The following is a 22,799-nucleotide window of genomic DNA, read 5'->3' on the forward strand; positions in this document are numbered from 1 at the left end:
TTATGCAATTGTGATTCTCTAGCTTGAAACAGTAATTTAAAAACGATGTTTTACAGCTGGGGGGTAATTGCTTGGTTTCAAAAAAATATACCTTTTCAGAGCAGTTATTTTTTGCCAGCTGCGTTAGACTGTTGTTATTGATGTAATTAACCGAGGTCTCAAATGATTGAGTATCCTGTTGACCAACTTCCCCAGTTAATTGATGACTTGCTTCAGTGTGACACCACAACACGCAAAAATAAGTTACTTGCTGATGCTAAGGAAAAGCTTTCTACTGAACATTTATCGTTATTGTTCGAAGCGTTACCTAAAGAACAGCGTTTAGAAATATGGCAATTACTTGATGAAGATACACAACATGAAATCTTCATTAACCTAGGTGGCGATAGCTGTCGCTGGTTATTGCAAAGCTTAGATGAAGCTGAAGGGTTTAAGCTACTTGACGAAGTGAGCGTAGAAGAATTACTTGAACTTGAAGAAATTATTCCTGAGCGCTTTGTTGATTATGCACGTAAACAACTTGATGAAGTTCAAACAAAACAGTACGACCTTGCACAGCAATATAATCCAGAGCAGTTAGGTCACTGGCTCGATTTTGATGCGCTAAAAGTGTCAGAAAAACTCACAGTGGCAGGCGCGCGTAAAATTTTTCAAAAAGGTTTACCGCAATATACCGAGGTGATTTATTTAGTCAGTCGTAAGGGCACTCTCATTGGTGAAGTGGCTATCAATGCTTTGTTTAAAGCCAATGATAACGACAGCCTACTGGATTACGCGAACCTTGATGTATCGGCTTTACATGCTGATGACGACTTATACGAAGCTGCTGAAGTGGTTATTCACAGTGAGCAAATGGCGATGCCTGTTGTGAATGCCGATAACAAATTATTAGGCCGATTGTCAGTGTCATCTGCTTATGAATTGCGTCAAGAAGTGACCGACGAAGCCGCTGCAAAAGCCGGTGGTCTTCGTGAAGACGAGGATCTGTTCTCAAGTGTCACTAAGTCGGCAAAAAACCGCGGTATTTGGCTTGGTATAAACCTAGCAACGGCATTTCTTGCATCTTGGTTTATTGGTTTGTTTGGCGCAACCATAGAGCAAGTGGTTGCGCTGGCGGTATTAATGCCGGTTGTCGCTTCTATGGGCGGTATTGCAGGTAGTCAAACGTTAACGGTTATTGTGCGAGGTTTAGCACTTGGTCAGGTTACCGACTCCAACCGCAAAGCACTGTTAAAGAAAGAGCTAAGAGTAGGGGCATTAAACGGCTGTGTTTGGGCCTTTGTGATTGGTGTACTCACTTATTTTTGGTTCAACGATGGTATGTTAAGTTTAACAATCACTATCGCTATTTTACTTAACTTAGTTGCCGCGTCGTTATCAGGGGTGGTGATCCCATCGATTTTAGATAAGCTTAAAATTGATCCAGCCCTTTCAGGTTCTGTGATCCTGACCACAGTCACCGACATCGTCGGTTTTGTTACCTTCCTAGGTTTAGGTAGTTTACTCCTTCTTTAAGGGATTGGATGCTGGCTAAAGTAGTGTTTAGCCAGCTCAACAAATGATTTCACCCGATTTGACAGCGCATACCTATGCGGATAAACCGCAGCAATCGTTAGTGGATTTAGGGTGTGTTGTGCTAACACTTCGACTAATTCGCCTGATTTTAAAAACGGGGCGACTGAATAACGAGGGGCTTGAATGATCCCATCACCCGCTGCCGCTGCTTCATTTAAAAATCGGCCATTATTAGAAGTCATTGCCCAGTTAAACTTGCGGCAAACATGCTGACCATCTAGCAAAAAAATCCATTGGTCATGACGAATATGATGACTGAAAAACAGTAATCTATGCTCCGATAAGGCTGCTATATCTATTGGCGTGCCATGCTTTTTTAAGTAGGTAGGACTTGCCCACAAAGATAATGATGAATGGCAAACTGTCTGCGCTATATGGTTGGCATCAGGTAATGAAGGAGCAACTCTAAATGCTAGATCAATTTGGCTATCAAATAAATCAACGGGCGTATTAGACAATACAATATCTAATTTAACATCGGGAAAAGCATGCTGATATTGGCTGATCAAAGGTGTTAAATATTGGCAACCAAATTCAATACTGGCTGATATAGCCAGCTTGCCGCTAGGCGCTTGACTAAGCCCGCTTATCTCTTCATCAACTTCATTAAATTTATTCAGTAAAGGCTTCATTTGCAGAACATAGTTTTGCCCTGCATCAGTTAAGCAAACTTTACGGGTGTTTCGCTTTAGCAGCAAGCAGCCTAAGTTTTGCTCTAACTGTTTAACATGGCGGCTTACCATGGTGGTAGACAGCTGCATCTGCTTAGCAGCCCGCGTAAAGCTTTGATATTCAGCGACTAAGCATAAGGCTCTAACGGCTTCTAGTTTGTTCATTGTTATTATTTTTAAACTATAAGTTCATACACTATAAACTTTTGTGAGATGTAAAACCAAGTAATTCAGGTGTAAGTTGGGAGTTAAAACAAGAATAAGAGGTGATTATGAAATCGGGCATCAACACATTACTTGCCAGCATTGCATTGGGTTTATCGTCGTCGGTGATGGCTCAAACCATTGCATTACAAAATGTGAACCTAATCGACGTGGAAGCCTTGTCGGTTAATAAAGCACAAACCATCATCATAGAAGATGACAAAATCAAACAAATTGTTCCTGTGAGATCTCGTCGCTTTGCCGATGATGTCATTAAAATCGATTTAGCAGGTATGTATGTAATACCCGGTTTAATCGATACTCATGTGCACCATGCTACTTCGCCTGATGATTCTGATAACGATGAAATCACGCGCACTCGCTTGCGTCAGCTTTTACAGGGGGGTGTAACAAGTGTGCGCGATATGGGCGGTGATACCCGTGCTTTGAGCTCACTTAAAAGACGAGCCGATAACGATATTATTCAATCACCGGATATTTACTATTCTGTGATTATTGGTGGTAAAGCGTTCTTTTCTGACCCTCGCACAGTCGCCTCTGCAAAAGGTGAAATCCCCGGTGCTGTGGACTGGATGCGTGCCGTTGATGAACACAGTGACTTTGATGCCATTATGCTGCGTAGCAAAGGGCTGGGGGCAACCGGCATCAAAATTTATGCAAATGTGCCAGGATCTGTGGTCGCAAAGTTATCTCAAGCTGCTAAAAATAATGACCTCAAGGTGTGGTCGCATGCTTTTATTGGCCCAGCAACACCGCTTGAAGCGGTTAATGGTGGGGTTGAAACAATTTCACATGCTGCCGATTTTGCTGCGCAAGTAATTGAAAATTTCTATGATATGCGCCGTAAAAATGTCGCCTTAACAGAGCAGCAAAAAAGCGATGCAAAGCAACTAGATGCTTATCAAACACTTATAAAAGAGATGAAAAATAAGGGCGCAATTCTAGATTCAACCTTAACGGTGTTTGATAAAACCAAAGCCTCTCGTGGTGAAAAAGGGTTATTGCTCAATAAGTGGGGCGGGTTGTTTACGCAATTGGCTCATCAAGCCGGTGTAACTATTGCAGCAGGTACCGATGTGACCAGTGATAGATTTAATACTGTAACGCCTATGGTGCACCATGAAATGCAGTTATTAGTTGAACGGGCAGGTTTAACACCTTTAGAAGCTCTACAGGCTGCAACCATTAATGGTGCAAAAGTGATAGGCATTGAAAAGCAGACAGGTTCAATAAAGGCAGGGAAAACGGCGAATCTTGTGGTACTTAACAGTGATCCAAGTATTGAAATCACCAATAGCCAAAACATTGTTCATGTAATTAAAAATGGCCAATTTATCCACTTGGGTGATAATGAAAAATTACCGTTCGTGATGGCGCGTGAAGCGGCTGGGTTATTATTTTTATCGGGGCAATTAGGCAACTTGCCAACCACCATGGCGTTGGCTGGCAATGGCATCAGCACCCAAATGACGCAGGCAATGAAAAACATTGGCTTTGTTTTGCAAGATCACAATTTAGATTTTAACGATGTTGTTAAATGCACCCTTATGTTGGCAGATATAAAAGACTGGCCTTTAGCCAATAAAGCTTACACGCCATTTTTTACTAAGTTACCCGCCAGAAGTGCTTTTGCAGCCAGCGGCTTGGCACTTGGCGCAAAGGTTGAAGTGGAGTGTATCGCTGCGTTGTAGTGATGCACAGGAAAACTATATACTCTAAACCTAACTTTATATATCTGATTGTAGTTAGATAAAAGGAATATAGAGTTAGGTAAAGAGGCTTTACTAATTAAAGATCATTGTCCGAAAAATGGACATTAATGACTGCCACAGCGTATTCGGTAGTGTCTAACAATTATTCAGGTTATTTCGCCGCTATTGGTGAAAGTTATCAATTTGATAAACAACAAAGTTTCAAGCCATTTGCTGTAACAGAAGACCGTGACTACGACTCAGTTCAAACTTAGTGCTGGGTTACAATTATTAGTTTAGTTAAAAAATACTGTTATAAAGCATTAAACTTTGTTAGCTTTCTGAAGGTGTTATCACTGAGATAATTGTGGATGAAGAAAAAGTTAGCCATGTTATTGCTGGGGTTATCTAGTTTTAATGCCTCAGCCTCTGAAAACTTTAGTGATCATGAGATGTTTTGTGAGCGGCAATCGCAAATTAGTTGCCTAGATTACATTAATCAGCAGCTTGCCAGCAGCGAGATTGGCTCTGCGCGTTGGTATGAGATTAAATCGTATCAGTTAGATTACTTCTACGACAAAATGGAATTTCAAGCTTTAAAGGATCGCGCTGAGCCTTTTATTACAAGTGAAGAATTGCCAGTCGTCTTTCAAGTACAAGTTTACTTTTATTACGCAAAATCAACACACTATTTAGGTGACTCAGAAACTGGTCATAAATATGCGACGAAAGCGTTTGAAAAGCTACAAGCTATTTTTGATTCGTTTGGTAATCCGATGCGTATGGTCGAGCTGGCCAATTTGCAATTTGTGTTTGGTAATAAAGAAACAGCGTTGCAAATTCTTGATAGGGCAGAGCGCCGTTTTGGCAAAAGCAAAGACCCCATTTTTCATTTTGAATTAGCGTCGAATAAAGCGAATGTTTTTCATTCATTAGGGGATATAGATGGTGCACTTGTAAACCGACAAATTGCAGCTGATTGGATTTTAAAAACTAATCATAATCGTAAGATTTCTGTAGCATTAGGTAACTTAGCCCGTACTCATCAACTTCTTGCTGATTATGTGAAAGCTGATCATGTTTATGTGCAGTCACTCAAATTCATGGACACGGACTCAGATCGCAACGCAGTTGCTATTTATAAATTACGCCTTGCTGAAATCAATTGGCAAGCTGGCAAGCCAGCACAGGCTTTAAAGTGGTTTAAACAAGTGCATAAAGAAGACATTCGTCAATCACATGCGAAACTTTATGCACATCTTAGTAATGTGCTTTAGATAGTGTAAAAACACCCAGATTTTTCATCTTCACCTGGCGCTAAAATTTGTAGATGGGTTGAATCGCCTTGCTCCATCAAAGGTTTCATAGTTTTATCAAACTGCTTAGCGGCATGTTCAATTAACTTTGCTTGCTGCTCTAGCGCTTTAAAATCGGCATCATGAGCAGCCATCAGTTTATTGAGCTCTGTAGCCAACTTATCTTGCTCTTTTAATAAGCTTTTATTAATTCGCAGGTGATTCTCGTTTTCAATAACAGCTTTTTCGGCGATCGCTTCTATTTGCTCAGAGTACTCAGTCACTTGTTGTTCTATGTTGCTAATTGGTTGCTCTAGCGCTTCTAGTTTTACTTGCTCATGTTTAAGCTCTAGGTATGCAGCAATCTGTTCGTTATTGAGGGTAATTTCGCCCACCTTTTTACAGTCTTTAAAAGTGATAACGCGATAATCACCTTGGTCGTTCGCTGTACTGGCATTAGAGAGGCCGATACAAGCGGTAGTGGCAGCAATTAAGAGTGCGCTTGCGCTGATGCGTACTAAATTCATAATGATATCCTACAGGGTTATGTCATTTAGTTAGTCGTCGCAAGTATGAAAAAGGTTGTTTAAGTTTTAAATTTATATCCCACACCATAAATTGACTCAATGTAATGACTATTAGGGTCGGCTTGTGTCAGCTTTTTACGCAAGTTTTTAATGTGTGAATCAATACTACGCTCGTAGCTTTCAAAGTACTTCCCTTGGGTCATGGTTAGTAAATCTTGGCGTGAAAAAACCTTATTGGGTGAGGCAATTAATATTTTTAATAAGCTAAATTCATTAATTGTTAGTTTTAGCTCTGCATTATTTACCAGTACTTTGTATTCGCTCGGATCAACAATAATATTGCCCGCTTTGAGCGTATTTGGTGCGGTAGTTGGCATACGGCGGCGCTTTAAAATAGCCTTTACACGTGCCATTAACTCTTTTGGTTTAAATGGTTTAGTAACATAGTCATCGGCACCGACATCAAAACCAATTAAGTGGTCAATTTCTTCAACCCGTGCCGTAAGCATAATAATAGGCACATCACTGTATTGTCTTATCTTGCTACACAGCTCGATGCCGTTAGTGCCTGGCAACATGATATCGAGAATAATGAGGTCAGGGTTTAGCTCATTAACAGCATCAAGTGCGCAGGTGCCATCGTGAATTAAGCTTGTTTTAAACCCTTCCAGATATAAATACTTTTCTATTAGTTCGGCAATTTTAACTTCGTCTTCAATAACGAGAATATGCTGTTTTGCTATGGTTTCTGACATATTATTACGCCTCTGCAAGCGGGAGTTTTAACGTTATACACAGACCGCCTAACCGGCTTTTAGTTGCATTTATGCTTCCATGGTGAGCTTCAATAATTGTTTGGCAAATCGCCAAGCCTAGGCCAAAACCGCCGGTTTTTCTGTTGCGAGAGCTATCGGTGCGATATAAACGATCAAACAGTTTTTCAAGGGCTTCATCGGGGACACCGGGACCAGAATCTTCTATCGACAAAAATACATGATGCTTAGACACGGTTAAATCTAACCAGACTTTTTGCTGTTCATCGGTATACCGTAAATTATTTTCTAAAATGTTTTGTAGTACTTGTGTAATACGATTCTGATCAGCCAAAATTATTACGGGTTGCTCAGATAAGGTGGCATTGAGGGTGATGTTTTTTGATTGAAATTTAAAGGCATATTTATGCGCTTGTAAAGTTACTAAGGTATTAAAATCAATCTCTTCCATCTGGTAGTTGAAGCTGTATCTGTCAAGTGTGCTGACTTTATGTAAGTCGTTCACAAGTCGACTTAACAGCGTCACTTCTTCTTGTAGTGAACTTATCGCTTTTTGGTTAGGTTCGATAATGCCATCGTTAATTGCTTCAAGTTCGCCCTCTAAAATAGTTAAAGGCGTACGCAGTTCATGAGAAATATCCATAATCCATTGACTTTGCTGCGATTCAAAACGCCTAAGCTCTGTGGCAATACGGTTGAAATCTTCCGCTAAGGTGGCGAATTCATCACTACTATTTACTGTAATTTTGGTCTCAAACTTGCGCTCAGCAAGGGCTTTTGCGCCTTCTTTTAGTTGTGAAATAGGATTAGTAAAATGATGTGCGAGTAAGTAACTAAACAATAAAGCAATTAATAAACCAATCCCCGCTGTCCACAAACTGATATTAATTTGTGTATTAAGGTAATGCTGAGTAAGCGCGCTGACATGGTTACCGTTAGCATGCAACTGCAGCACTGCAACAACGGCACCATTGTGAGTGATTTCTTGCTCATTCACGACCTCAGTATCGGTATTGCCTGCAATCAATATTTTGCCTTTTGCATCAAGCAAGCTGAGGCGTTTTTCAAAAGGCATAAAGTCATCAGCCATCGGTTTATTGCGAGGTGGTGGCATTCCCTCATTTTGCATGTGCTTTTGAGGGGGGCCTTCTAGTGAAAAAGGTCTGGGCTCTCTTGGTTTTGGTCTGTTCGGCGAAAACAATAAACGGCTTGAGTGAAAATTGCGGTTAATTAGCTCATACCACAGAGCTTTAGAGTCGATAAACATACCAATCGAACCCGTTTGCTGATACTGCTGGCTAATTTCAGTGGCTATAAGGTTAAATGCTTCGTTGTCTATATCCTCAAATACATTATTGAGCATACGCTTATTAGTTATTGCATTAAGACCAAACATGGTCAGTACCAGCAGTAACGTAATAATAAGATTGGTAATTAAGAGTTTGTGAATTAACTTCATAGGTATCATAGTAAAATGTAATAGCCAAAATTGAATATACTATAAATGTCTATTTTTTGGCATGTGCATCCTAATCACTCTATAAAAGCACCACTTTTTCTACACAAAGTCTCTACATTTGTTCTTTATACTCGACGCTAATTATTCAAGTTAACGAAGGGGCACTAGGTGACTTTAAAACCTGAACTATATACTCGTAGGAAAATGCTAAAAACATTAGGGGTTTCTCTTGCTACTGTGCCTATGTTGGCATTTTTAGGCTGTAACTCAGACACAATATCGTCCACTGATACAACATCAGACACCGACACATCAACGGGCACAGGCACCAGCACTGATACAGGCGATACAACAACCACGAACGACAGTGAATATGTATCGGGCACAACAGCGCTTATTACTGATGACTTTCCGGATGACAGTATTTTTGAAACATCCACCGCATGTGTGTTAGCACTTACTAAAGCAACAACAGAAGGCCCCTGTTACTTCCAAGCTGATTCAGACGAAGATATTTCGGATGGCTTAACCGGTTTGCCTATGATGCTTTGTTTACAGTTAATTGATAGTGACTGTAACCCACTAGCAAATTACGAAATATCGGTTTGGCACTGTGATACCCGCGGTATTTACTCGGGTGATACAAGTAGTAGTTCTGATAGCTCACGTTTTGCCGGTGACTTCTGTACTGATGGCGATACCGAAGCTGAGGGAAGCACCTGGTACCGAGGTTCATTGATCACAGATAGTAGTGGTCGTGTGAACTTTAAAACGCATTTTCCAGGTTGGTATTCGGGGCGAACTATTCATATTCATTTTAAAGTGTCGAACAACAATAACGACTATGTAATTAGTCAGTTTTGTTTTACAGATGCGTTCGCTAAAGAAATTTGTACTACTCACAGCGAGTACAAATCACGAGGTGAACAAGATACAACCCTTGCTAGCAACGATAATGTGTTTGGTAGTGATTATGAGCAGTTTATTTTAAACACAGCACAAAATAGCGATGGCACTTTATTGGCCTACCACACTATTCAGATTAATTAAGCAACCCATCATTGTAGGTTAGGGCGTGTTAGCAATTACTGCTTTCACGCCCTATTTTTTAAAAGCTATAAGTGATGTTACCGTAAACAAAACGACCATCTAAACTGTATGGCGTAAATGCACTGTAGGTAAAAATTTGATTGAAATCACTATAACCGATATTGCTTACAGTATCTTGAGGGTACTGATCAAATAGGTTATTAGCGCCTAATGCAAATTTCCACTGCTCATCGGGACGATAAGCTACCTCTAAGTCAGTGATCCATTTAGCATCAATAATTTCATCACCCTCAGGCGTACTTGAAGTGTCAACGACTTCGCCATAACGGGTTGCACGTAATGTGGTCTGAAAGTTTTCATAATCCCATGTTGCAGATAGGTTCCACTTATCAGCAGGAGTGCCTTCTTCAAAGCGAGTGATTTCACGACGTGCGAAGTATTGATAGTTATCACCTAGTGCTTCTAGCTCTGCTGGGTTTTCTTTAACGTGTGTGACTTCTGTGTCGTTAAAGTTAACCGCAGCACTTAAGCGTAAATCACCATAGTTTTCTAAACCTAATGAGTAGGTAGCTACAATATCAACACCTTGCGTACGTGAATCAATAGCGTTTGTAAAATATCGAACGCTTTGAGTGTTTTGTTCACCAGCTGCAGCTAGAATCGCTTCAACTTCGGGACCACTTAAGTTTTCAGACAATACGATACGGTCGTCAATTTCAATGCGATATGCGTCAAGCGTCAGGCTAAAACCGCCTTGCGTAAAGATAAAACCCGCCGTCATATTAACTGATTCTTCAGCATCAAGTTTGCGTGCCCCTAGAGCTTGGGCTGCAGGTTCATCAACTGGGAATAAACCGACCTCACTTGGAATACCGTTTTCAAATACAGTACTTACTGATTTATAAGAAGTTTGTGCAAGTGAAGGCGCTCTAAAACCTGTGCTAATTGCACCGCGCAACGACAATGACTCGTTAATGCTGTAGCGCGTAGCTAGTTTAGAGGTAAAAGTGCTGCCAAAATCGCTGTAATCTTCAAAACGACCAGCCAACACTAGATTCCAATCTGTTGTTAGGTAAGTATCAAACTCAGCAAATACCGCAATGTTATGGCGGCTTTCGTCAGTTGCACTTTCTGGAGAGAAACCAGCTAACACTTGTGCGCCACCAGCAGCAACAGGGTTGCCATCGTCATCCAATACGGTGATGTATGAAGCCTCTTCACCTGCTTTGATTTGATAATTTTCGTGACGATACTCAGCGCCCACGGTAACAAACACATCATCAGGTAAGCCAAGGTCAAGAGTATTGCTGGCATCCATGTTAATTAAGTATTGCTCATAGACAAGGGCGCCGTTATCAAATTCAGTTGGGCTGCTAACACCCATCGACGTATTTAAGCTATTACTGACCCCTAAGCCGAAATCGTTGCGACCATAATTGGTACTTACATCCCATGTCCAGTCATTGGTTTCGCCGTTAACACCGATCGCAAATGAATAGTCATCAACATCTGTATCTATTTCAGGTAAGAAGCCATTAGGGTATACTTCGGTTAAGTTACGAGAGTCTTTGGCACGGCGATAAAAGCCTGCCGAATTACCTTTACGGTTTGAGTAACTAGCAAACGAGTAAAGTGATAGTGAGTTATCAAACTCGTAACCTAGATTATAAAAAAGTGCATAGTCTTCGATATCGGCTTTACCAAAACGATGATTGTAACGGTCGAAATCAAATTCACGTGAGTCTAGGTTGCCATTATCATCACGACTGTATTGCTCGCGTTGATCAATTCCCGAGCGGTTTGTTGGCTCGTTATTGCGAGATTCGATAGAGATGTTTATAAAGCCGTTATCACCTAAAGCGAAACCGGCATTCGCGCTTGCTGTTCGCGAAATACCATCGTTTAATTTACGATCACTGCCTTTTGCAAAGCTCAAGTTACCATCGTTATCAGCGCTTGTGCTTAGTAGTTGCGGCGAGCCAGCCATTTGCGTGTCGTATTCACCGTAAGTGTAGCTAACGCTACCGCCCTCATCAGCGTCTTTTAGTACAATATTGATCACGCCAGCAATGGCATCAGAGCCATATTGTGCTGCAGCACCATCGCGAAGAATCTCAACGCGCTTAATAGCTGAAGTAGGAATATTGTTTAAATCAACGGCCGTCGAGCCACGACCCACTGTGCCACCTAAATTTAATAGTGCACCTGCATGGCGACGTTTACCGTTTACTAATACCAGAGTGTGATCAGGAGCAAGGCCACGTAAAACGGCTGGTTTTGCATGATCAGTACCATCGGCAAGAGTGGCGCTAGGGTAATTAAAACTTGGTAACTGTGAAGCAAGTACTTGGCTAATTTCAAGCTGACCAGTACTTGCTAAGTCGCGGCTTGTTAGTAGATCAACTGGCACTGTACTTTCAGAAAGGCTACGTAAACTCCTACGTGTACCTGTAACAGAGATAACCTCAATATCTTTTGCTGTATCTTCTGTATTTTGCTCAGCAGCGATTGCAGTCGCTGATGCAGCTAACGTACTTGCGATTGCAAGTTGCAAAGGTAATTTTTTGAATAATGTCATTATTGTTCCCATCTGACTTATCTAACTGAATTTAGTCTATAATACGAAACGGGAACAAACAAATAACATTAAAATATAGTATATGTGTTACTTATGATTGTTGTTGAATTTATGTTTTTATTGTTACTGTTATGTTTACGCGCTAATGCTTATTTTATTTCTGCCCTCTGTTTTTGCTCGGTATAAAGCAGTATCTGCAGCGCAAATTAATGCTTCTGAAGTACGATATTGATTATTGAACTCACAAGCAATTCCTTGGCTTACACTTATTCTAAAATCACTCGGTAATCCTATGTCAGTAAATGGCATGTTATTTATTTTTATTTGAATATGTTTAGCAATAGCGGCGGCTGTGTCTTTTTGACAACGGGGTAATATAATAGCAAATTCTTCACCGCCATAACGGGCTGCTAAACAATCGCGAGAAGGGAGTGACTCTGCTATTATACTTGCTACTTTTTGTAAGCATTTATCGCCTTTTACATGACCGAATCGGTCATTGAATAATTTAAAGTAATCAATGTCGATTAATATAGTGCTAATAGCCTGATTGGTTTGTACGCTTTCTTGCCAATGCTCTTTTAATGACTCTTCAAGGGTTAATCTATTTGCAAGGCCGGTTAAATGGTCAGTGGTAGCCTGTTTAATTAAGCGGTTATATTGTTCTTTGTGTGATGATAAATCGTGTAATACACAAATAAATAAATTTTCTGCAACGGCAATGTTTTTTGGCAGGCTCGATATACATAAATCCGCCTCAAGGGTTTTACTGTCGGCACGGTTTATTTTAACTTCGTTTGGCCCAAGGCTTATCGGCGAGTCTTTATGGTCTAACCAACTAAGTAGGGTATACATGTATTTATCACGGTCGGTGTCGTGTAGGTAATGTAAAATGTTTTGCCCGATTAACGCTTCTTGGTTGTCACCTAAAAGCTGTGCCGCCATCGGGTTTGCAAATTCAAACGTGCCTTGACCATTAATGATAAACACTCCTTCAGGAATGTTCTGAAACATTTGTGCAATCAGTGCAAGTTGCTCTGAATTGATAGACTGCGGTAGTGCGTTTTTCGCTTCTGGTTTTGCAGTGCTTGGTTGTTCATTTTTATTAGTAGACACGTTCGTTTCCTTTTTGCCGATGCAAACGATTTTGGTGTCTATAAAGTTACTTAAAAAAGTGCAAATTAACCTTCTGGTAATCTTCTGGTTTTAATCTGTTGTTTTGTAATGTAAAAAAGCTCCTAAAAAGGAGCTTTTCACAAGAGGTTTTTAGTTTTCTTCTTTGTTTTCTACTTGTGGATCTGCACTTTCATAGCTTGTGCCATTGCACTCCACGATGAAAATCATACACGCAGTACCGCTATTATCATCTGTATCGGCAATCTCAATTGTTTGACCATTGTTAGTGACTTTAAAGCTAAAGTCTTGCTCGCAATCACCTTCAAGGTTTGCAAATTTAGCTCCTGTAAATTGAAAGCCCGCTTCAACTGTTGCGTCATCAAGCGTATAAATACCGAGGCTGTTTCTTTCATTGACAGTACCGCCACCAGAAACTTGCTGACCGTCTTGGAAGTATGTGAATACAGCTTCATTTTCAGTGTTAAGTGTAACATTCACTGTAAAGTTGTAAGTTTGACTTTCGCTCATTGTTATTACCTTCTAGTTGTTTTTTATAGATCAAAGTTAGTAATGCCTAACTCAATTAGCTTACTTTTAATTGTGTCGACTACATCTGCTTTATTTAAGCAGGTGTAGGCTTGAATAAGTGGGTAAGTTCTTTTTATACTTTTGTCGCCATTGTTGTTCTTCTCAATCGTATTTATAGTTGCTTGACATAATTTTTGTTTTGTTATTTTGTCTTTAGTAAGCTTTGCTTTAATTAAGTTTATCTTTATTAGAATAGAGTTATTTTCTATTTTTTTAGTATCAGACAATCTCTCAATAAAATATGAGTTGCTTTCTAGTTTTAATAAATGGGATTCGGCTTCACTTAAAAGATTTCTATTTATTAAATAATGAATGACACCTATTTGAATGTTTATTAAAGTTGTATTTGAAAACCCTTGGTTATCAATGTAACTCAAAACATCTTTTACCTTTTCACTTGTTTTATTTTTATCTAACAGCATTAATTGGTATGCAAGCGTTCTGTAAAAGGTGCGCTGAAAGTTTTGATTTTTTGGATCTTGTATTCTTGCTTGATTAATCGCATTGGTTGCTTTTTCTGCTTTTAAAAATGCCGCTTTCTTATTTGGGTAATAGCTCAATAAAAAGCTTTGCTGCATATAAGTGTTTGCTAAATGACTTTGCAAACTTGCATCATTCGGTGACGCTTTAAGCATGTTGACTAGCTGTTGAGAGGCTCGCTCAAGCATTTCGAGTGCAGCGTTTAAATTACCGAGCCTTTCTTCTGTGGTTGCAATCCAACTGATGGTATCTGTCTTATCGCGTAATAAATTTTTGTTATTAGGTTTAAGTTCAAGAGCTTGGTTTTTAAGTTTTAAAGACTCAGTAAAGCTTTGTCTTGCAAGAGCGTAATTAAACTGTTTTAAATACAGCGAACCAAGAGAATTGTGTGAGTAAGATAGCTCCATAATTGAATTAAAGTCATTAGGGGCAAGTTGATACATCTTTTCACTGTAAGCCAAGTAACGTTTGAACATTGGCTCAGTCGCTAAGTAATTACTTTGCTCATAAGTTAAATTACCAAGCCAAAAAGCATTGGCCCCTGCGAGCATTAAAACATCTAGGTTATTAGGTTGAGTTTTTAGTAATGATTCTAGGCGCGTTCGTGCATTTTCAAAGGCGGTGAAGGCCTCGTCAGTTTTGCCGCGAGAGTAGGCGACTTCGCCCATGGCCTCTAAGGTTTGAGCGTATTGAAAACGGTTATTAAACTGGTCTTGTTTATCGCTAAAGTCAAACAGTGACGCTGTTTCTTCGTCTTGGTTGGTAAAATACTCAAGGGCTTTGTTGCTAATACCATCCAATAAATCCATGCGCTTAACGCTTCTGAGTTTGTCGGCAAATTCACCGACCATAAAACCCAATAAACTCTCCGCTTCTTGGCGTTTTTGTTTTGCTATTTGTTCGGCGTGATAGCTACGCACGCTCATAAATGTGGCAATAAAGGTTAAGCACACAAGTGCAGCTGCCGTTATTTGTAACACGCGTTTTTTACGTTTGGCTTTATTGTTAGAAGCCTTAATTAACGCTTGTTCGTCACTCGATAAGCTAAACATAGGGTTTTTAACTAGGCTTTGTGCTTCTTGTAGCGGTTTACCTTGGGCTAATAAAAAGTCGCTGTGTTTTTGTTCAAGCAGCCAGCGCTCGGTGGCTAGTTGCACACGACTTTGAATTGCTAAGCTTTGTTGGTGCTCTTGCACCCAATCTATGGCGCGTTGCCAATGGCGTAGCAGCGCTTCGTGAGCAAGGCTAAAACAGGCTTGCTCATTTTTAAGGTGTGATACAAACAAGCGGCTGTCGACCATGGCCTGAGCAAGCTTGGTCGCAGCAGTGCTGGTTAATTCGCTCCAATGTGCTGCACGGCTAGTGAGTGTTTCGCCATCTGGGCTTAAAGTGATCAGCTTAGAAAGTACAGCGGCAAGTTCAGCTTGTTGGTCTTTGGGTAATTGGCAAAATACCTGTTCGGCTTTTTGGCCGATGGCTCCTTCGATGGTGCCAAGGGCTTGGTATTCAGAAAACAATAATTCGTTGTCTGGGCTGCGCTGCAAGTAAAGCTGCTGCAAGGTGTATTGCAGCATTGGCAATGCATCTGGGTTATTGGCAGTATCATTACAAAGTTGTTCATCAAGCGGTGTGTGATGCTCTGGGTGATGTTGCCAACTTAAGCCTGCTGCAAGTGCTGGCAAACGGATCATTTGCTTAAGCTCAGAGCGAGTTGGCGCTAATAAATCAAAGTGTGCGCCATTGGCTTTACCTGCCATTAAACTTGGTTGACTCACTACTTGCGGGTAAAAGTCATTACGACAGGCACTAAAAATGATCATGCAGCCACTTGTTGCTAAGCGCTCAATAAGTGCTAACAGCTGGTTGCGCTCGTCATCGCTAAATAAAGGTGATGACAATAGCACTTCGAGCCGGTCGATAAATAAAAATAAATAGGGCGTAGTGCGCTCTTTATTTAGCGCTGCAAGTGCTGCTTTACAGCGAGAAATAACTTGTTCTGGGTCTTTTAATAACAATTCAGCCAACGCATCGGCGCTTATATCGCTAAGTACAGCTGCGTCGTTTATTTCTAAATCGAGCAAGGTTGAGGCTAAATCAAGCAGTAAGCGCTCTTTGCTGACATCGGCAAAGTCGAGTTGGCAGTAACTGTGTACTCTAATGCCATCGTAGCCATTACTCGACATTAAAGCGGGCAATACACCGGCGTTAACTAACGACGATTTACCTGAACCACTGGCTCCCAAAATTAAGCAAAATGCGCGACCAAATTCTATTTGAGCCGACACTCGCTGTAGCAAAGTGGCAATTTGTTTGTTACGACCAAAAAATACATCGGCTTGCTCAGGTGCAAACGCACTTAAGCCAACAAAGGGCGAATCACCTTGCCAACTGGTTTGGCTGGCTTTTTGTTCTTCGTTGAGTGGAAAGTTGATTTCGGCAATAACCCGATAACCACGTTTACGAATGGTTTCTATGTAATGCGGATCACTTGCTTTATCTTCAAAGGCTTTACGTAATTGGGTGATCACTTTATGCAGGGGGTTGTCACCGAGCGCTACATTTGGCCAGCAGTGGCTGATAATTTCTTCACTTGTTAGTAGCTCACCTTGTTTTTCGCATAGCAGCAGTAATACATCCATCGCCTTGGGTTCAAGATGCTTTGTTTGTTCACCGCGTCTGATTGAATTAGTAGCCGGAGTAACTTGCCATTCGCCAACGAAAAACAGCGCCGTATTCATAGTGTTATCTTCATTGTTATTGTTAGAAACGCAGTCCGATTGGACCGATTTTATATTAGATTACGGGATACTTTGATTAATACAATATTATGAGATCAACAGCAAGCGCCTTGCCTTTTCTGACATTAAAAAATCATATTGATGTCGTGTATATAAAACTTTTTGTAAAGTTTGTTTGACTTTTTGTGTTGCTAGGTTAATCTTTAGTCAAGTTTACTTTACTTTTAAGGTGAGAATAATGAATCAAACAGGATTAACCTTTAAACAACGTAATAAGCAGAACACGCTAAACCTCGCTAAATGGACATCAGCATGGGTGATTACATTAGCAATTGCCTCATTTGGGCCGCATTTTTTATGGCAAGAGCAGGCTATTTTTAGTGTTGTGGCAATCTTAATCAATGTAGTAGTTGGCATCATGATGATTTTATCGAACAAACGACAACTACAAGGAATGGATGAGCTGCAGCAGCGTATGCACCTTAATGCAATGGCCATTACCTTGGGTGCAAGCTTGGTATTTGGTTTAGCTTACTCGGTGGTGCAATCAAGTGGTTTAATAAGCTTTAAAGAAGATATATCGCACCTCGTGCTCTTTATGGGCTTAACCTATTTGGTGAGTCTTTTAATGATGAATAAGCAGTTAAACGACGAGGGCGAAGAATGAAAAACCGCTTGAAAGTGCTTCGTGCTGAGCACAACTACACCCAAGCGAAACTCGCAGAGCTTTTGGATGTGTCTAGGCAAACCATTAATGCGATTGAAAAAGGTAAATTTGACCCAAGTTTGCCATTAGCATTTAAAGCCGCGCGTTTATTTAACCTGAGTATCGAAGAGATATTTCAGGATGAGTAAGTCTGATAGCGTAAGAGGCGTTTTAACGCCGAATGTTAAATCATTCAGGTTAAACGCCATTTATCCTACGCGATATAAAATCGCTACTACATTTTTGAGAGCTTACAGCTTTGTTTTTTCATCTGCATCGCACTTAACGACCACATTAAAAAGCCACCTAAGAATAATGCCGCCGAAACATAGCCTGTTTGACTAGGGAGTGCGCCCCCAGCAATAGCCATGCCGCCAAGCCAAGGGCCTATGGCATTGGCAGTATTAAACGCACACTGTACTAGCGCACCAATCATGGCATGCCCTTGTGGTGATACATCCATTAATAACGATTGGATCACGGTACCTAAACCAACACTAAAACCAATAAAGAAAATCACCGCGTATAACAGCCAAATATTATGGCTTGCGCTTACATAACTGGCTGCAAATACTACAGCACCAATTAGCGCAGCCCCTGTGGTTTTCAGCGGTGAGTGGTCGGCGGCTTTACCTAATAGGTAGTTACCTAATGTACAACCAATACCAAACATGATCATAGCAATAGAGATAGTGTAAGCAGGGGTATGGGTGACTTCTAAAATAGTGTCGGCAATGTAAGTGTAAACACAAAATACACCACCAAAACCAATAATGATGATACCTAGAATGGTCCATACGAGCTTGTTCTTTAATACACTTAACTCATCGAGAATCGATGTTGGCGCGGTATTTTTTACGTTAGGTACGTATTTCACAATCAATACCAAGGCAACTAACGCAAGTAAAGCGGTGCCTGCCAAACAATAACGCCAGCTAAAGTTTTGCCCCACTAAGGTGACCATGGGCACACCAACGATAGTGGCAATGGTTAAACCCATAAACACTTTTGACATAAAGCTTGCGCGTTTATCGGCAGGGGCGATGTCGGCAGCCAATAAAATAGCAGCGGCGAAGTAGGCACCGTGTGGTAAACCACTTAAAAAGCGAAATAAAATAAGTTGCTCAAGCGAGTTTGCAAAAGCACTTAAGCCATTGAATAAAAACATCATACTGACAAACATCAACAGTGCATTGCGCTTACGCATGTTGGCGGTTGTGATCATAAATAGCGGTGCACCGACGACGACGCCTATCGCGTAAGCGCTGATGGCATAACCACTTTGCGCTGGCGTAGACGAAAATGTTTCGCTGATCAGGGGCAACATTGGCATCATAGAAAATTCTGATAGGCCTAAAATGAATGTGCCTAAAGCCAATACTATCAGAATGGTAAACGTGCTTGCGTTGCCTTGGGAGTTGGCTACGTTAGTCATGTAATTCCTTTAAAATAAATTTAAAAACAAAATAGATTTTTGATAATTGAAAGTGCCAGTAACAAATACTTTGTTCTGGAGTAGAGATGTGTGCCCAGCGCTATTTTAATACAAATTAATGGGGTTGATACAGTACTTTTTGGAACGTTCTATATTTGTTTGCTATAAGAAAATAACCTGAACTTCTTAAGTCTTTGCTGTTCAAAATAAATACAGAGAAAAAGCCAACTATACTTGGTGAATTAAATTGGTTTAAAGGAGAGTGTAATGAAAAAGATATTTGCTTGTATCGACGGTTCATGCATGACCGATGCGGTGACAGAAGCGGCTATTTGGATTTCTAAGCGCTCCAGCCATCCAATTAATTTTCTGCATGCTTTAGAGCCACCTTTGCCGCAGGGCAGTGATGATTTAACCGCAATTATTGGTTTAGGTTCGCAAACTTCATTGTTAGAGCAATTGGCAAAACTTGAGCAAGAGCGCAACAAAGTAGCGTCGCAGCACGGTCAATTATTGCTAGATGAAGCAATGAAAAAAGCCGAGCATGCAGGCTTAAACGAGATTGAGCAACAGCAGCTTTCAATGAGTCTTGTTGATGCCTTGCTTGAACATGAAGACAATGCCCGCGTGATGATTATTGGCCGCTCTGGTAAAGGCCATTACGATGATTTTAAAGTACTGGGCTCACATATTGAAACGCTGATCCGTCAGGTACATACCCCGGTTGCGATTGTGCCGCCGCAATTTCATGAGCCCACAAACTTTATGCTGGCTTATGATGGCAGCGAAAGTACCGACAAAGCGATTACACAAATTATCAAGGGCGGGATTTTATCCGGCTTAGATTGCCACTTGGTGATGGTTGATAAACAAGACGGTCACTGCCAAGACAAACTTGATACTGCCTCAGCAAGGCTGGCTGAAAACGGCTTTAATGTGAGAGCGCGCATGCTCGATGGCGATGTTTACCAAGCGCTGTGGCGGTATAAAAGTGACCACGCCGTTGACTTAATGGTGATGGGCGCATTTGGTCACTCTAAATGGCGGCAGTTCTTTTTAGGCAGCACGACCTTAAAAATGCTTGAAGATAGCCGTATTCCTTTAGTGGTGTTGCGCTAAGTTATTTACCTGTGACAGGGTGCGACAATATGTCACGTGTTCAGACTAATTAATGAGTTTTATAATCGGCGTCATTAATTATTTGCTTTGATTTTAAAAGAGTTATGAACACGCAATCTTCTCGCCCTGGTTTTTTATTTTCCAAAATTGCTGCAGCACTTAGCTGTGTTTTAAGTATTTCAGCCTTTGCTGATGATTCTATTGAAGTGATAGAAGTACAAGGTCATGCCCAAAATAACCATCAATTAGTTGGCTCTGCAGACGCGTTACTGAAAGATTTAGGTGTTGATTTTTCAGCGGCCGGAGGGGTGTCTAACTTGCCAGTAATGAACGGCATGATGGGCGATAGAGTTAAAGTTTTAGTTGATGGTGCTGATGTCACAGCAGCGTGTGCTAACCAAATGAACCCGCCACTCTCTTATGTGTCGGCAAATCAAATTGCCTCTTACAGTGTCGTTGCTGGTGTATCACCGGTAAGCAGTGGCGGGGATAATATTGCCGGTGTTATTAGGGTAAATACGATTGCCCCTGAATTTAGTGATTCAGACTCAGTGAAATGGCGCGCAGGCTATGTTACCGCCCAGTACAAAAGCGTTAACGATAGCCAAGCATACGCGCTAGGTGCCAGCCTTGCGAGCAAACAGTTTAGCTTGTCTTACCAAGGCAGCTTTGAAGATGCTAACAGCTATGATGATGGCCATGGTGAGCGTGTACTTGATACCTTATATCGAGTACAAAATCATGCCTTAACAGGCGCTATTCGTAATGAGAAACAACAGCTTGTGGTTAAGCTGACGCATCAAAAAATTCCTTACCAAGGCTTTGCAAATCAATACATGGATATGACCGATAACACCAGTTATGGTTTCGTTGTTCAGTATCAACGTGAGCTTGAAAATGGTGATTTGCAGGTGCAAGTGAATGCGCATGATGTAAAACACGAAATGGGTTTTTTCAGTAATGAGAAAACCGGCATGATGCCGATGAATACCGATGCACAAGATTACAGTTACCAAGTTCATTGGCGCACTGACTTATCAAAACAGTCATCACTAATGCTAGGGCAAGAATATTACGGTTATCGAATTGATGATTGGTGGCCAGCGGTTACAGGGTCAATGATGATGGGCCCAAATGAATACGTAAACATTAACGATGGCAAACGTGACCGCCTTGCGGCATTTGCGGAGTACCAAAACCAAGTAAACCAAGCATGGTGGGTGTCGGCAGGTGTTCGAGTTGAGCAAGTCAGCACAGATACTGGCGAAGTGCAGGCTTATAACGAAGGTGGCATGAGCGGCATGGCTAATATGGGCTCAATGATGGATATGTCAAAAACCGACGCCCAAGCTGCGATGGAATTTAACCAATTAGACCGTAAACGTGACGACACTTTAGTTGATATCAGCTTGCTTGCTCGCTATCAATTATCGAATAACGATGAGCTGCAATTTGGTTTAGCTCGTAAAAACCGCGCACCTAATTTATATGAGCGTTACAGCTGGGGTGTAGGTACGATGGCAACCACCATGATTGGTTGGTTTGGTGATGGTAATGGTTATATTGGTAACCCAGATTTAGAAGCCGAAACAGCTCACACATTAAGCTCTAGCTACACCAAACTTGCCAAAGACGATAGCTGGCAAGTAACGGCAAATGTTTGGTACACGCAAGTAAATGATTATATTGATGCTGAAGTGACTAAGAGCTTTAATCGCACCGACATGGCGCATACCAAGCGTAATATTCTTACTTTTACGAACCTAGATGCGACACTTTACGGTGCAAAACTGGCGGGCTTGGTAGAGCTTTACAACTCAAAGCAAGCAGGAAAATGGCAGTTAAAAGGCTCACTAACCAGTACTCATGGTGAGCGTGATGATAGCAATGAAGACTTATATCAAATTATGCCACTGCACACTGAGCTGAGCCTAGAGCACGAATACAAAGGCTGGCAAAACGCACTGAGCTGGCAATGGGTTGATAGTAAAACTCATGTTGATGAGCGCCGTTTAGAAAACCAAACCGACAGTTATCAGTTACTGGCTATCTCAAGCCAGAAAACGTGGCAAAATTTAACCTTTAAGTTAGCAATTACCAACTTACTTGATGAATATTACCAACAGCCACTTGGCGGTGTAAGCATTGCTAATTACAAGCAAGATATGAGCAATGGCTTTGAGCAACTTGCCGGACAAGGCCGTTCGTATAATGCCAGTGTGAGTTATAGGTTTTAGGTTAGGGAGTTAGCGAGTTGCTAGAGTAAAGTTAGCAAGCTGCTAGGGTAAAGAGTGAAGAGAGCTGTCAGCTTTCAGATTAAAACCAGAGTTTCTAGTTACGAGAGTAAAGTTAGCGAGTCAGATCACGTGTCCGATATAAATGTGACATAAGCTGTCGTAGGCGTGAAATTTATTTCGCGTTAAAACATATTGCACAAAGAGAAAAGAATGAGAAGACAATGAGGTAAAACAATAGATTACTTGTTGTTTTCCTCTAAAGCGCAGCGTCTCTTATCCTCTTTGTGAAAATAAATGTCTTTGACGTAGGCGTGAAATTTATTTCGCGTTAAAAAAATTGCACAAAGAGAAAAGAATGAGAAGACAATGAGGTAAAACACTGGATTGCTTGTTGTATTCTCTAAAGCGCAGCGCCTCTTATCCTCTTTGTGAAAATAAATGTCTTTGTCGTAGGCGTGAAATTTATTTCGCGTTAAAACAAATTGCACAAAGAGAAAAGAATGAGAAGGTAATGAGGGAAAACACTGGATTACTTG

At 41.0% G+C, this 22,799-nt stretch carries 18 protein-coding genes; 9 read left to right on the plus strand and 9 right to left on the minus strand.

Going from position 1 to position 22,799, the window contains the following annotated elements:
* Window positions 1-162: 162 nt before the first annotated feature.
* A complete protein-coding gene (locus tag NO991_RS10945) occupies window positions 163-1,515 on the plus strand; it encodes a magnesium transporter (RefSeq protein WP_054551829.1) in 1,353 nt (450 codons plus the stop codon).
* Here NO991_RS10945 and NO991_RS10950 read toward each other — a convergent pair.
* On the minus strand, window positions 1,512-2,411 hold the full coding sequence (locus NO991_RS10950; protein WP_300360215.1) for a LysR family transcriptional regulator: 900 nt from the start codon (window positions 2,409-2,411) through the stop codon (window positions 1,512-1,514). The genes NO991_RS10945 and NO991_RS10950 overlap by 4 nt on opposite strands.
* A 107-nt stretch (window positions 2,412-2,518) precedes the next feature.
* Here NO991_RS10950 and NO991_RS10955 point away from each other — a divergent pair, with 107 nt between their 5' ends.
* The 3 genes from NO991_RS10955 to NO991_RS10965 all read left to right on the plus strand — a co-directional run bounded on the left by NO991_RS10955 (window position 2,519) and on the right by NO991_RS10965 (window position 5,439).
* The gene (locus tag NO991_RS10955) at window positions 2,519-4,162 is read left to right on the plus strand and encodes an amidohydrolase family protein (protein WP_187489931.1); all 1,644 of its coding nucleotides are present in this window, start codon (window positions 2,519-2,521) and stop codon (window positions 4,160-4,162) included.
* A 128-nt stretch (window positions 4,163-4,290) separates the two neighbouring features.
* Window positions 4,291-4,437 carry a hypothetical protein gene (locus tag NO991_RS10960; RefSeq protein WP_187489930.1) on the plus strand — a complete coding sequence of 49 codons (147 nt, stop codon included), beginning with the start codon at window positions 4,291-4,293 and terminating at the stop codon, window positions 4,435-4,437.
* Between the two features lie 96 nt (window positions 4,438-4,533).
* Window positions 4,534-5,439: a lipopolysaccharide assembly protein LapB gene (locus NO991_RS10965; protein ID WP_300360218.1), complete on the plus strand. Its 906-nt coding sequence runs from the start codon at window positions 4,534-4,536 to the stop codon at window positions 5,437-5,439.
* Here the strand turns inward: NO991_RS10965 and NO991_RS10970 are convergent.
* From NO991_RS10970 to NO991_RS10980, 3 genes are read right to left on the minus strand one after another with little or no spacing between them, the layout of a single operon-like run.
* Complete coding sequence (locus tag NO991_RS10970; protein ID WP_300360220.1) at window positions 5,436-5,984, minus strand: hypothetical protein; 549 nt, start codon at window positions 5,982-5,984, stop codon at window positions 5,436-5,438. The two genes, NO991_RS10965 and NO991_RS10970, sit on opposite strands and share 4 nt — an antisense overlap.
* A gap of 59 nt (window positions 5,985-6,043) precedes the next feature.
* Window positions 6,044-6,739 (minus strand): response regulator transcription factor, encoded by a 696-nt coding sequence (locus tag NO991_RS10975; RefSeq protein WP_200909086.1) that lies wholly within the window; start codon window positions 6,737-6,739, stop codon window positions 6,044-6,046.
* A gap of 4 nt (window positions 6,740-6,743) precedes the next feature.
* Complete coding sequence (locus tag NO991_RS10980) at window positions 6,744-8,216, minus strand: ATP-binding protein (protein WP_300360225.1); 1,473 nt, start codon at window positions 8,214-8,216, stop codon at window positions 6,744-6,746.
* Window positions 8,217-8,420: 204 nt separating this feature from the next.
* Here NO991_RS10980 and NO991_RS10985 point away from each other — a divergent pair, with 204 nt between their 5' ends.
* Window positions 8,421-9,266, plus strand: coding sequence for an intradiol ring-cleavage dioxygenase (locus NO991_RS10985; RefSeq protein WP_300545922.1), 846 nt, complete (start codon window positions 8,421-8,423; stop codon window positions 9,264-9,266).
* 58 nt (window positions 9,267-9,324) lie between these two features.
* Here the strand turns inward: NO991_RS10985 and NO991_RS10990 are convergent, their stop codons facing one another.
* The 4 genes from NO991_RS10990 to NO991_RS11005 all read right to left on the minus strand — a co-directional run bounded on the left by NO991_RS10990 (window position 9,325) and on the right by NO991_RS11005 (window position 16,766).
* On the minus strand, window positions 9,325-11,844 hold the full coding sequence (locus NO991_RS10990) for a TonB-dependent siderophore receptor (protein WP_187489926.1): 2,520 nt from the start codon (window positions 11,842-11,844) through the stop codon (window positions 9,325-9,327).
* Window positions 11,845-11,979: 135 nt separating this feature from the next.
* A complete protein-coding gene (locus NO991_RS10995) occupies window positions 11,980-12,960 on the minus strand; it encodes a sensor domain-containing diguanylate cyclase (RefSeq protein WP_294406624.1) in 981 nt (326 codons plus the stop codon).
* A gap of 150 nt (window positions 12,961-13,110) precedes the next feature.
* Window positions 13,111-13,488, minus strand: a complete 378-nt coding sequence (locus NO991_RS11000) for a DP-EP family protein (protein WP_300545924.1) — start codon at window positions 13,486-13,488, stop codon at window positions 13,111-13,113.
* 23 nt (window positions 13,489-13,511) lie between these two features.
* Window positions 13,512-16,766, minus strand: coding sequence for a winged helix-turn-helix domain-containing protein (locus tag NO991_RS11005; RefSeq protein ID WP_300581047.1), 3,255 nt, complete (start codon window positions 16,764-16,766; stop codon window positions 13,512-13,514).
* A 238-nt stretch (window positions 16,767-17,004) separates the two neighbouring features.
* Between NO991_RS11005 and NO991_RS11010 the strand changes: the two genes are divergently transcribed.
* Entirely contained in the window at window positions 17,005-17,433 is a 429-nt protein-coding gene (locus NO991_RS11010) for a hypothetical protein (RefSeq protein ID WP_054551821.1), read from the plus strand.
* Window positions 17,430-17,621: a helix-turn-helix transcriptional regulator gene (locus NO991_RS11015; RefSeq protein ID WP_054551820.1), complete on the plus strand. Its 192-nt coding sequence runs from the start codon at window positions 17,430-17,432 to the stop codon at window positions 17,619-17,621. Before NO991_RS11010 ends, NO991_RS11015 begins: the two co-directional genes overlap by 4 nt.
* A gap of 86 nt (window positions 17,622-17,707) precedes the next feature.
* Here the strand turns inward: NO991_RS11015 and NO991_RS11020 are convergent, their stop codons facing one another.
* On the minus strand, window positions 17,708-18,907 hold the full coding sequence (locus NO991_RS11020) for an MFS transporter (RefSeq protein WP_187489924.1): 1,200 nt from the start codon (window positions 18,905-18,907) through the stop codon (window positions 17,708-17,710).
* Window positions 18,908-19,174: 267 nt separating this feature from the next.
* Between NO991_RS11020 and NO991_RS11025 the strand changes: the two genes are divergently transcribed.
* Complete coding sequence (locus NO991_RS11025) at window positions 19,175-20,026, plus strand: universal stress protein (protein ID WP_187489923.1); 852 nt, start codon at window positions 19,175-19,177, stop codon at window positions 20,024-20,026.
* Window positions 20,027-20,130: 104 nt separating this feature from the next.
* Complete coding sequence (locus tag NO991_RS11030) at window positions 20,131-22,263, plus strand: TonB-dependent receptor (RefSeq protein ID WP_371352013.1); 2,133 nt, start codon at window positions 20,131-20,133, stop codon at window positions 22,261-22,263.
* Window positions 22,264-22,799: the final 536 nt, after the last annotated feature.

Source organism: Pseudoalteromonas sp. DY56-GL22, from assembly GCF_041414715.1.
GTDB lineage: Bacteria > Pseudomonadota > Gammaproteobacteria > Enterobacterales > Alteromonadaceae > Pseudoalteromonas > Pseudoalteromonas simplex.

Bases quoted from the DNA above. Each gene is read 5' to 3' on its own strand.
- NO991_RS10950 (WP_300360215.1), bottom strand. From the start codon at position 2,411: ATGAACAAACTAGAAGCCGTTAGAGCCTTATGCTTAGTCGCTGAATAT.
- NO991_RS10965 (WP_300360218.1), top strand. From the start codon at position 4,534: ATGAAGAAAAAGTTAGCCATGTTATTGCTGGGGTTATCTAGTTTTAAT.
- NO991_RS10980 (WP_300360225.1), bottom strand. From the start codon at position 8,216: ATGAAGTTAATTCACAAACTCTTAATTACCAATCTTATTATTACGTTA.
- NO991_RS11025 (WP_187489923.1), top strand. From the start codon at position 19,175: ATGAAAAAGATATTTGCTTGTATCGACGGTTCATGCATGACCGATGCG.
- NO991_RS10960 (WP_187489930.1), top strand. From the start codon at position 4,291: ATGACTGCCACAGCGTATTCGGTAGTGTCTAACAATTATTCAGGTTAT.
- NO991_RS10945 (WP_054551829.1), top strand. From the start codon at position 163: ATGATTGAGTATCCTGTTGACCAACTTCCCCAGTTAATTGATGACTTG.
- NO991_RS11010 (WP_054551821.1), top strand. From the start codon at position 17,005: ATGAATCAAACAGGATTAACCTTTAAACAACGTAATAAGCAGAACACG.
- NO991_RS11005 (WP_300581047.1), bottom strand. From the start codon at position 16,766: ATGAATACGGCGCTGTTTTTCGTTGGCGAATGGCAAGTTACTCCGGCT.
- NO991_RS10985 (WP_300545922.1), top strand. From the start codon at position 8,421: ATGCTAAAAACATTAGGGGTTTCTCTTGCTACTGTGCCTATGTTGGCA.
- NO991_RS10955 (WP_187489931.1), top strand. From the start codon at position 2,519: ATGAAATCGGGCATCAACACATTACTTGCCAGCATTGCATTGGGTTTA.
- NO991_RS11030 (WP_371352013.1), top strand. From the start codon at position 20,131: ATGAACACGCAATCTTCTCGCCCTGGTTTTTTATTTTCCAAAATTGCT.
- NO991_RS10990 (WP_187489926.1), bottom strand. From the start codon at position 11,844: ATGACATTATTCAAAAAATTACCTTTGCAACTTGCAATCGCAAGTACG.
- NO991_RS10975 (WP_200909086.1), bottom strand. From the start codon at position 6,739: ATGTCAGAAACCATAGCAAAACAGCATATTCTCGTTATTGAAGACGAA.
- NO991_RS11000 (WP_300545924.1), bottom strand. From the start codon at position 13,488: ATGAGCGAAAGTCAAACTTACAACTTTACAGTGAATGTTACACTTAAC.
- NO991_RS11020 (WP_187489924.1), bottom strand. From the start codon at position 18,907: ATGACTAACGTAGCCAACTCCCAAGGCAACGCAAGCACGTTTACCATT.
- NO991_RS11015 (WP_054551820.1), top strand. From the start codon at position 17,430: ATGAAAAACCGCTTGAAAGTGCTTCGTGCTGAGCACAACTACACCCAA.
- NO991_RS10970 (WP_300360220.1), bottom strand. From the start codon at position 5,984: ATGAATTTAGTACGCATCAGCGCAAGCGCACTCTTAATTGCTGCCACT.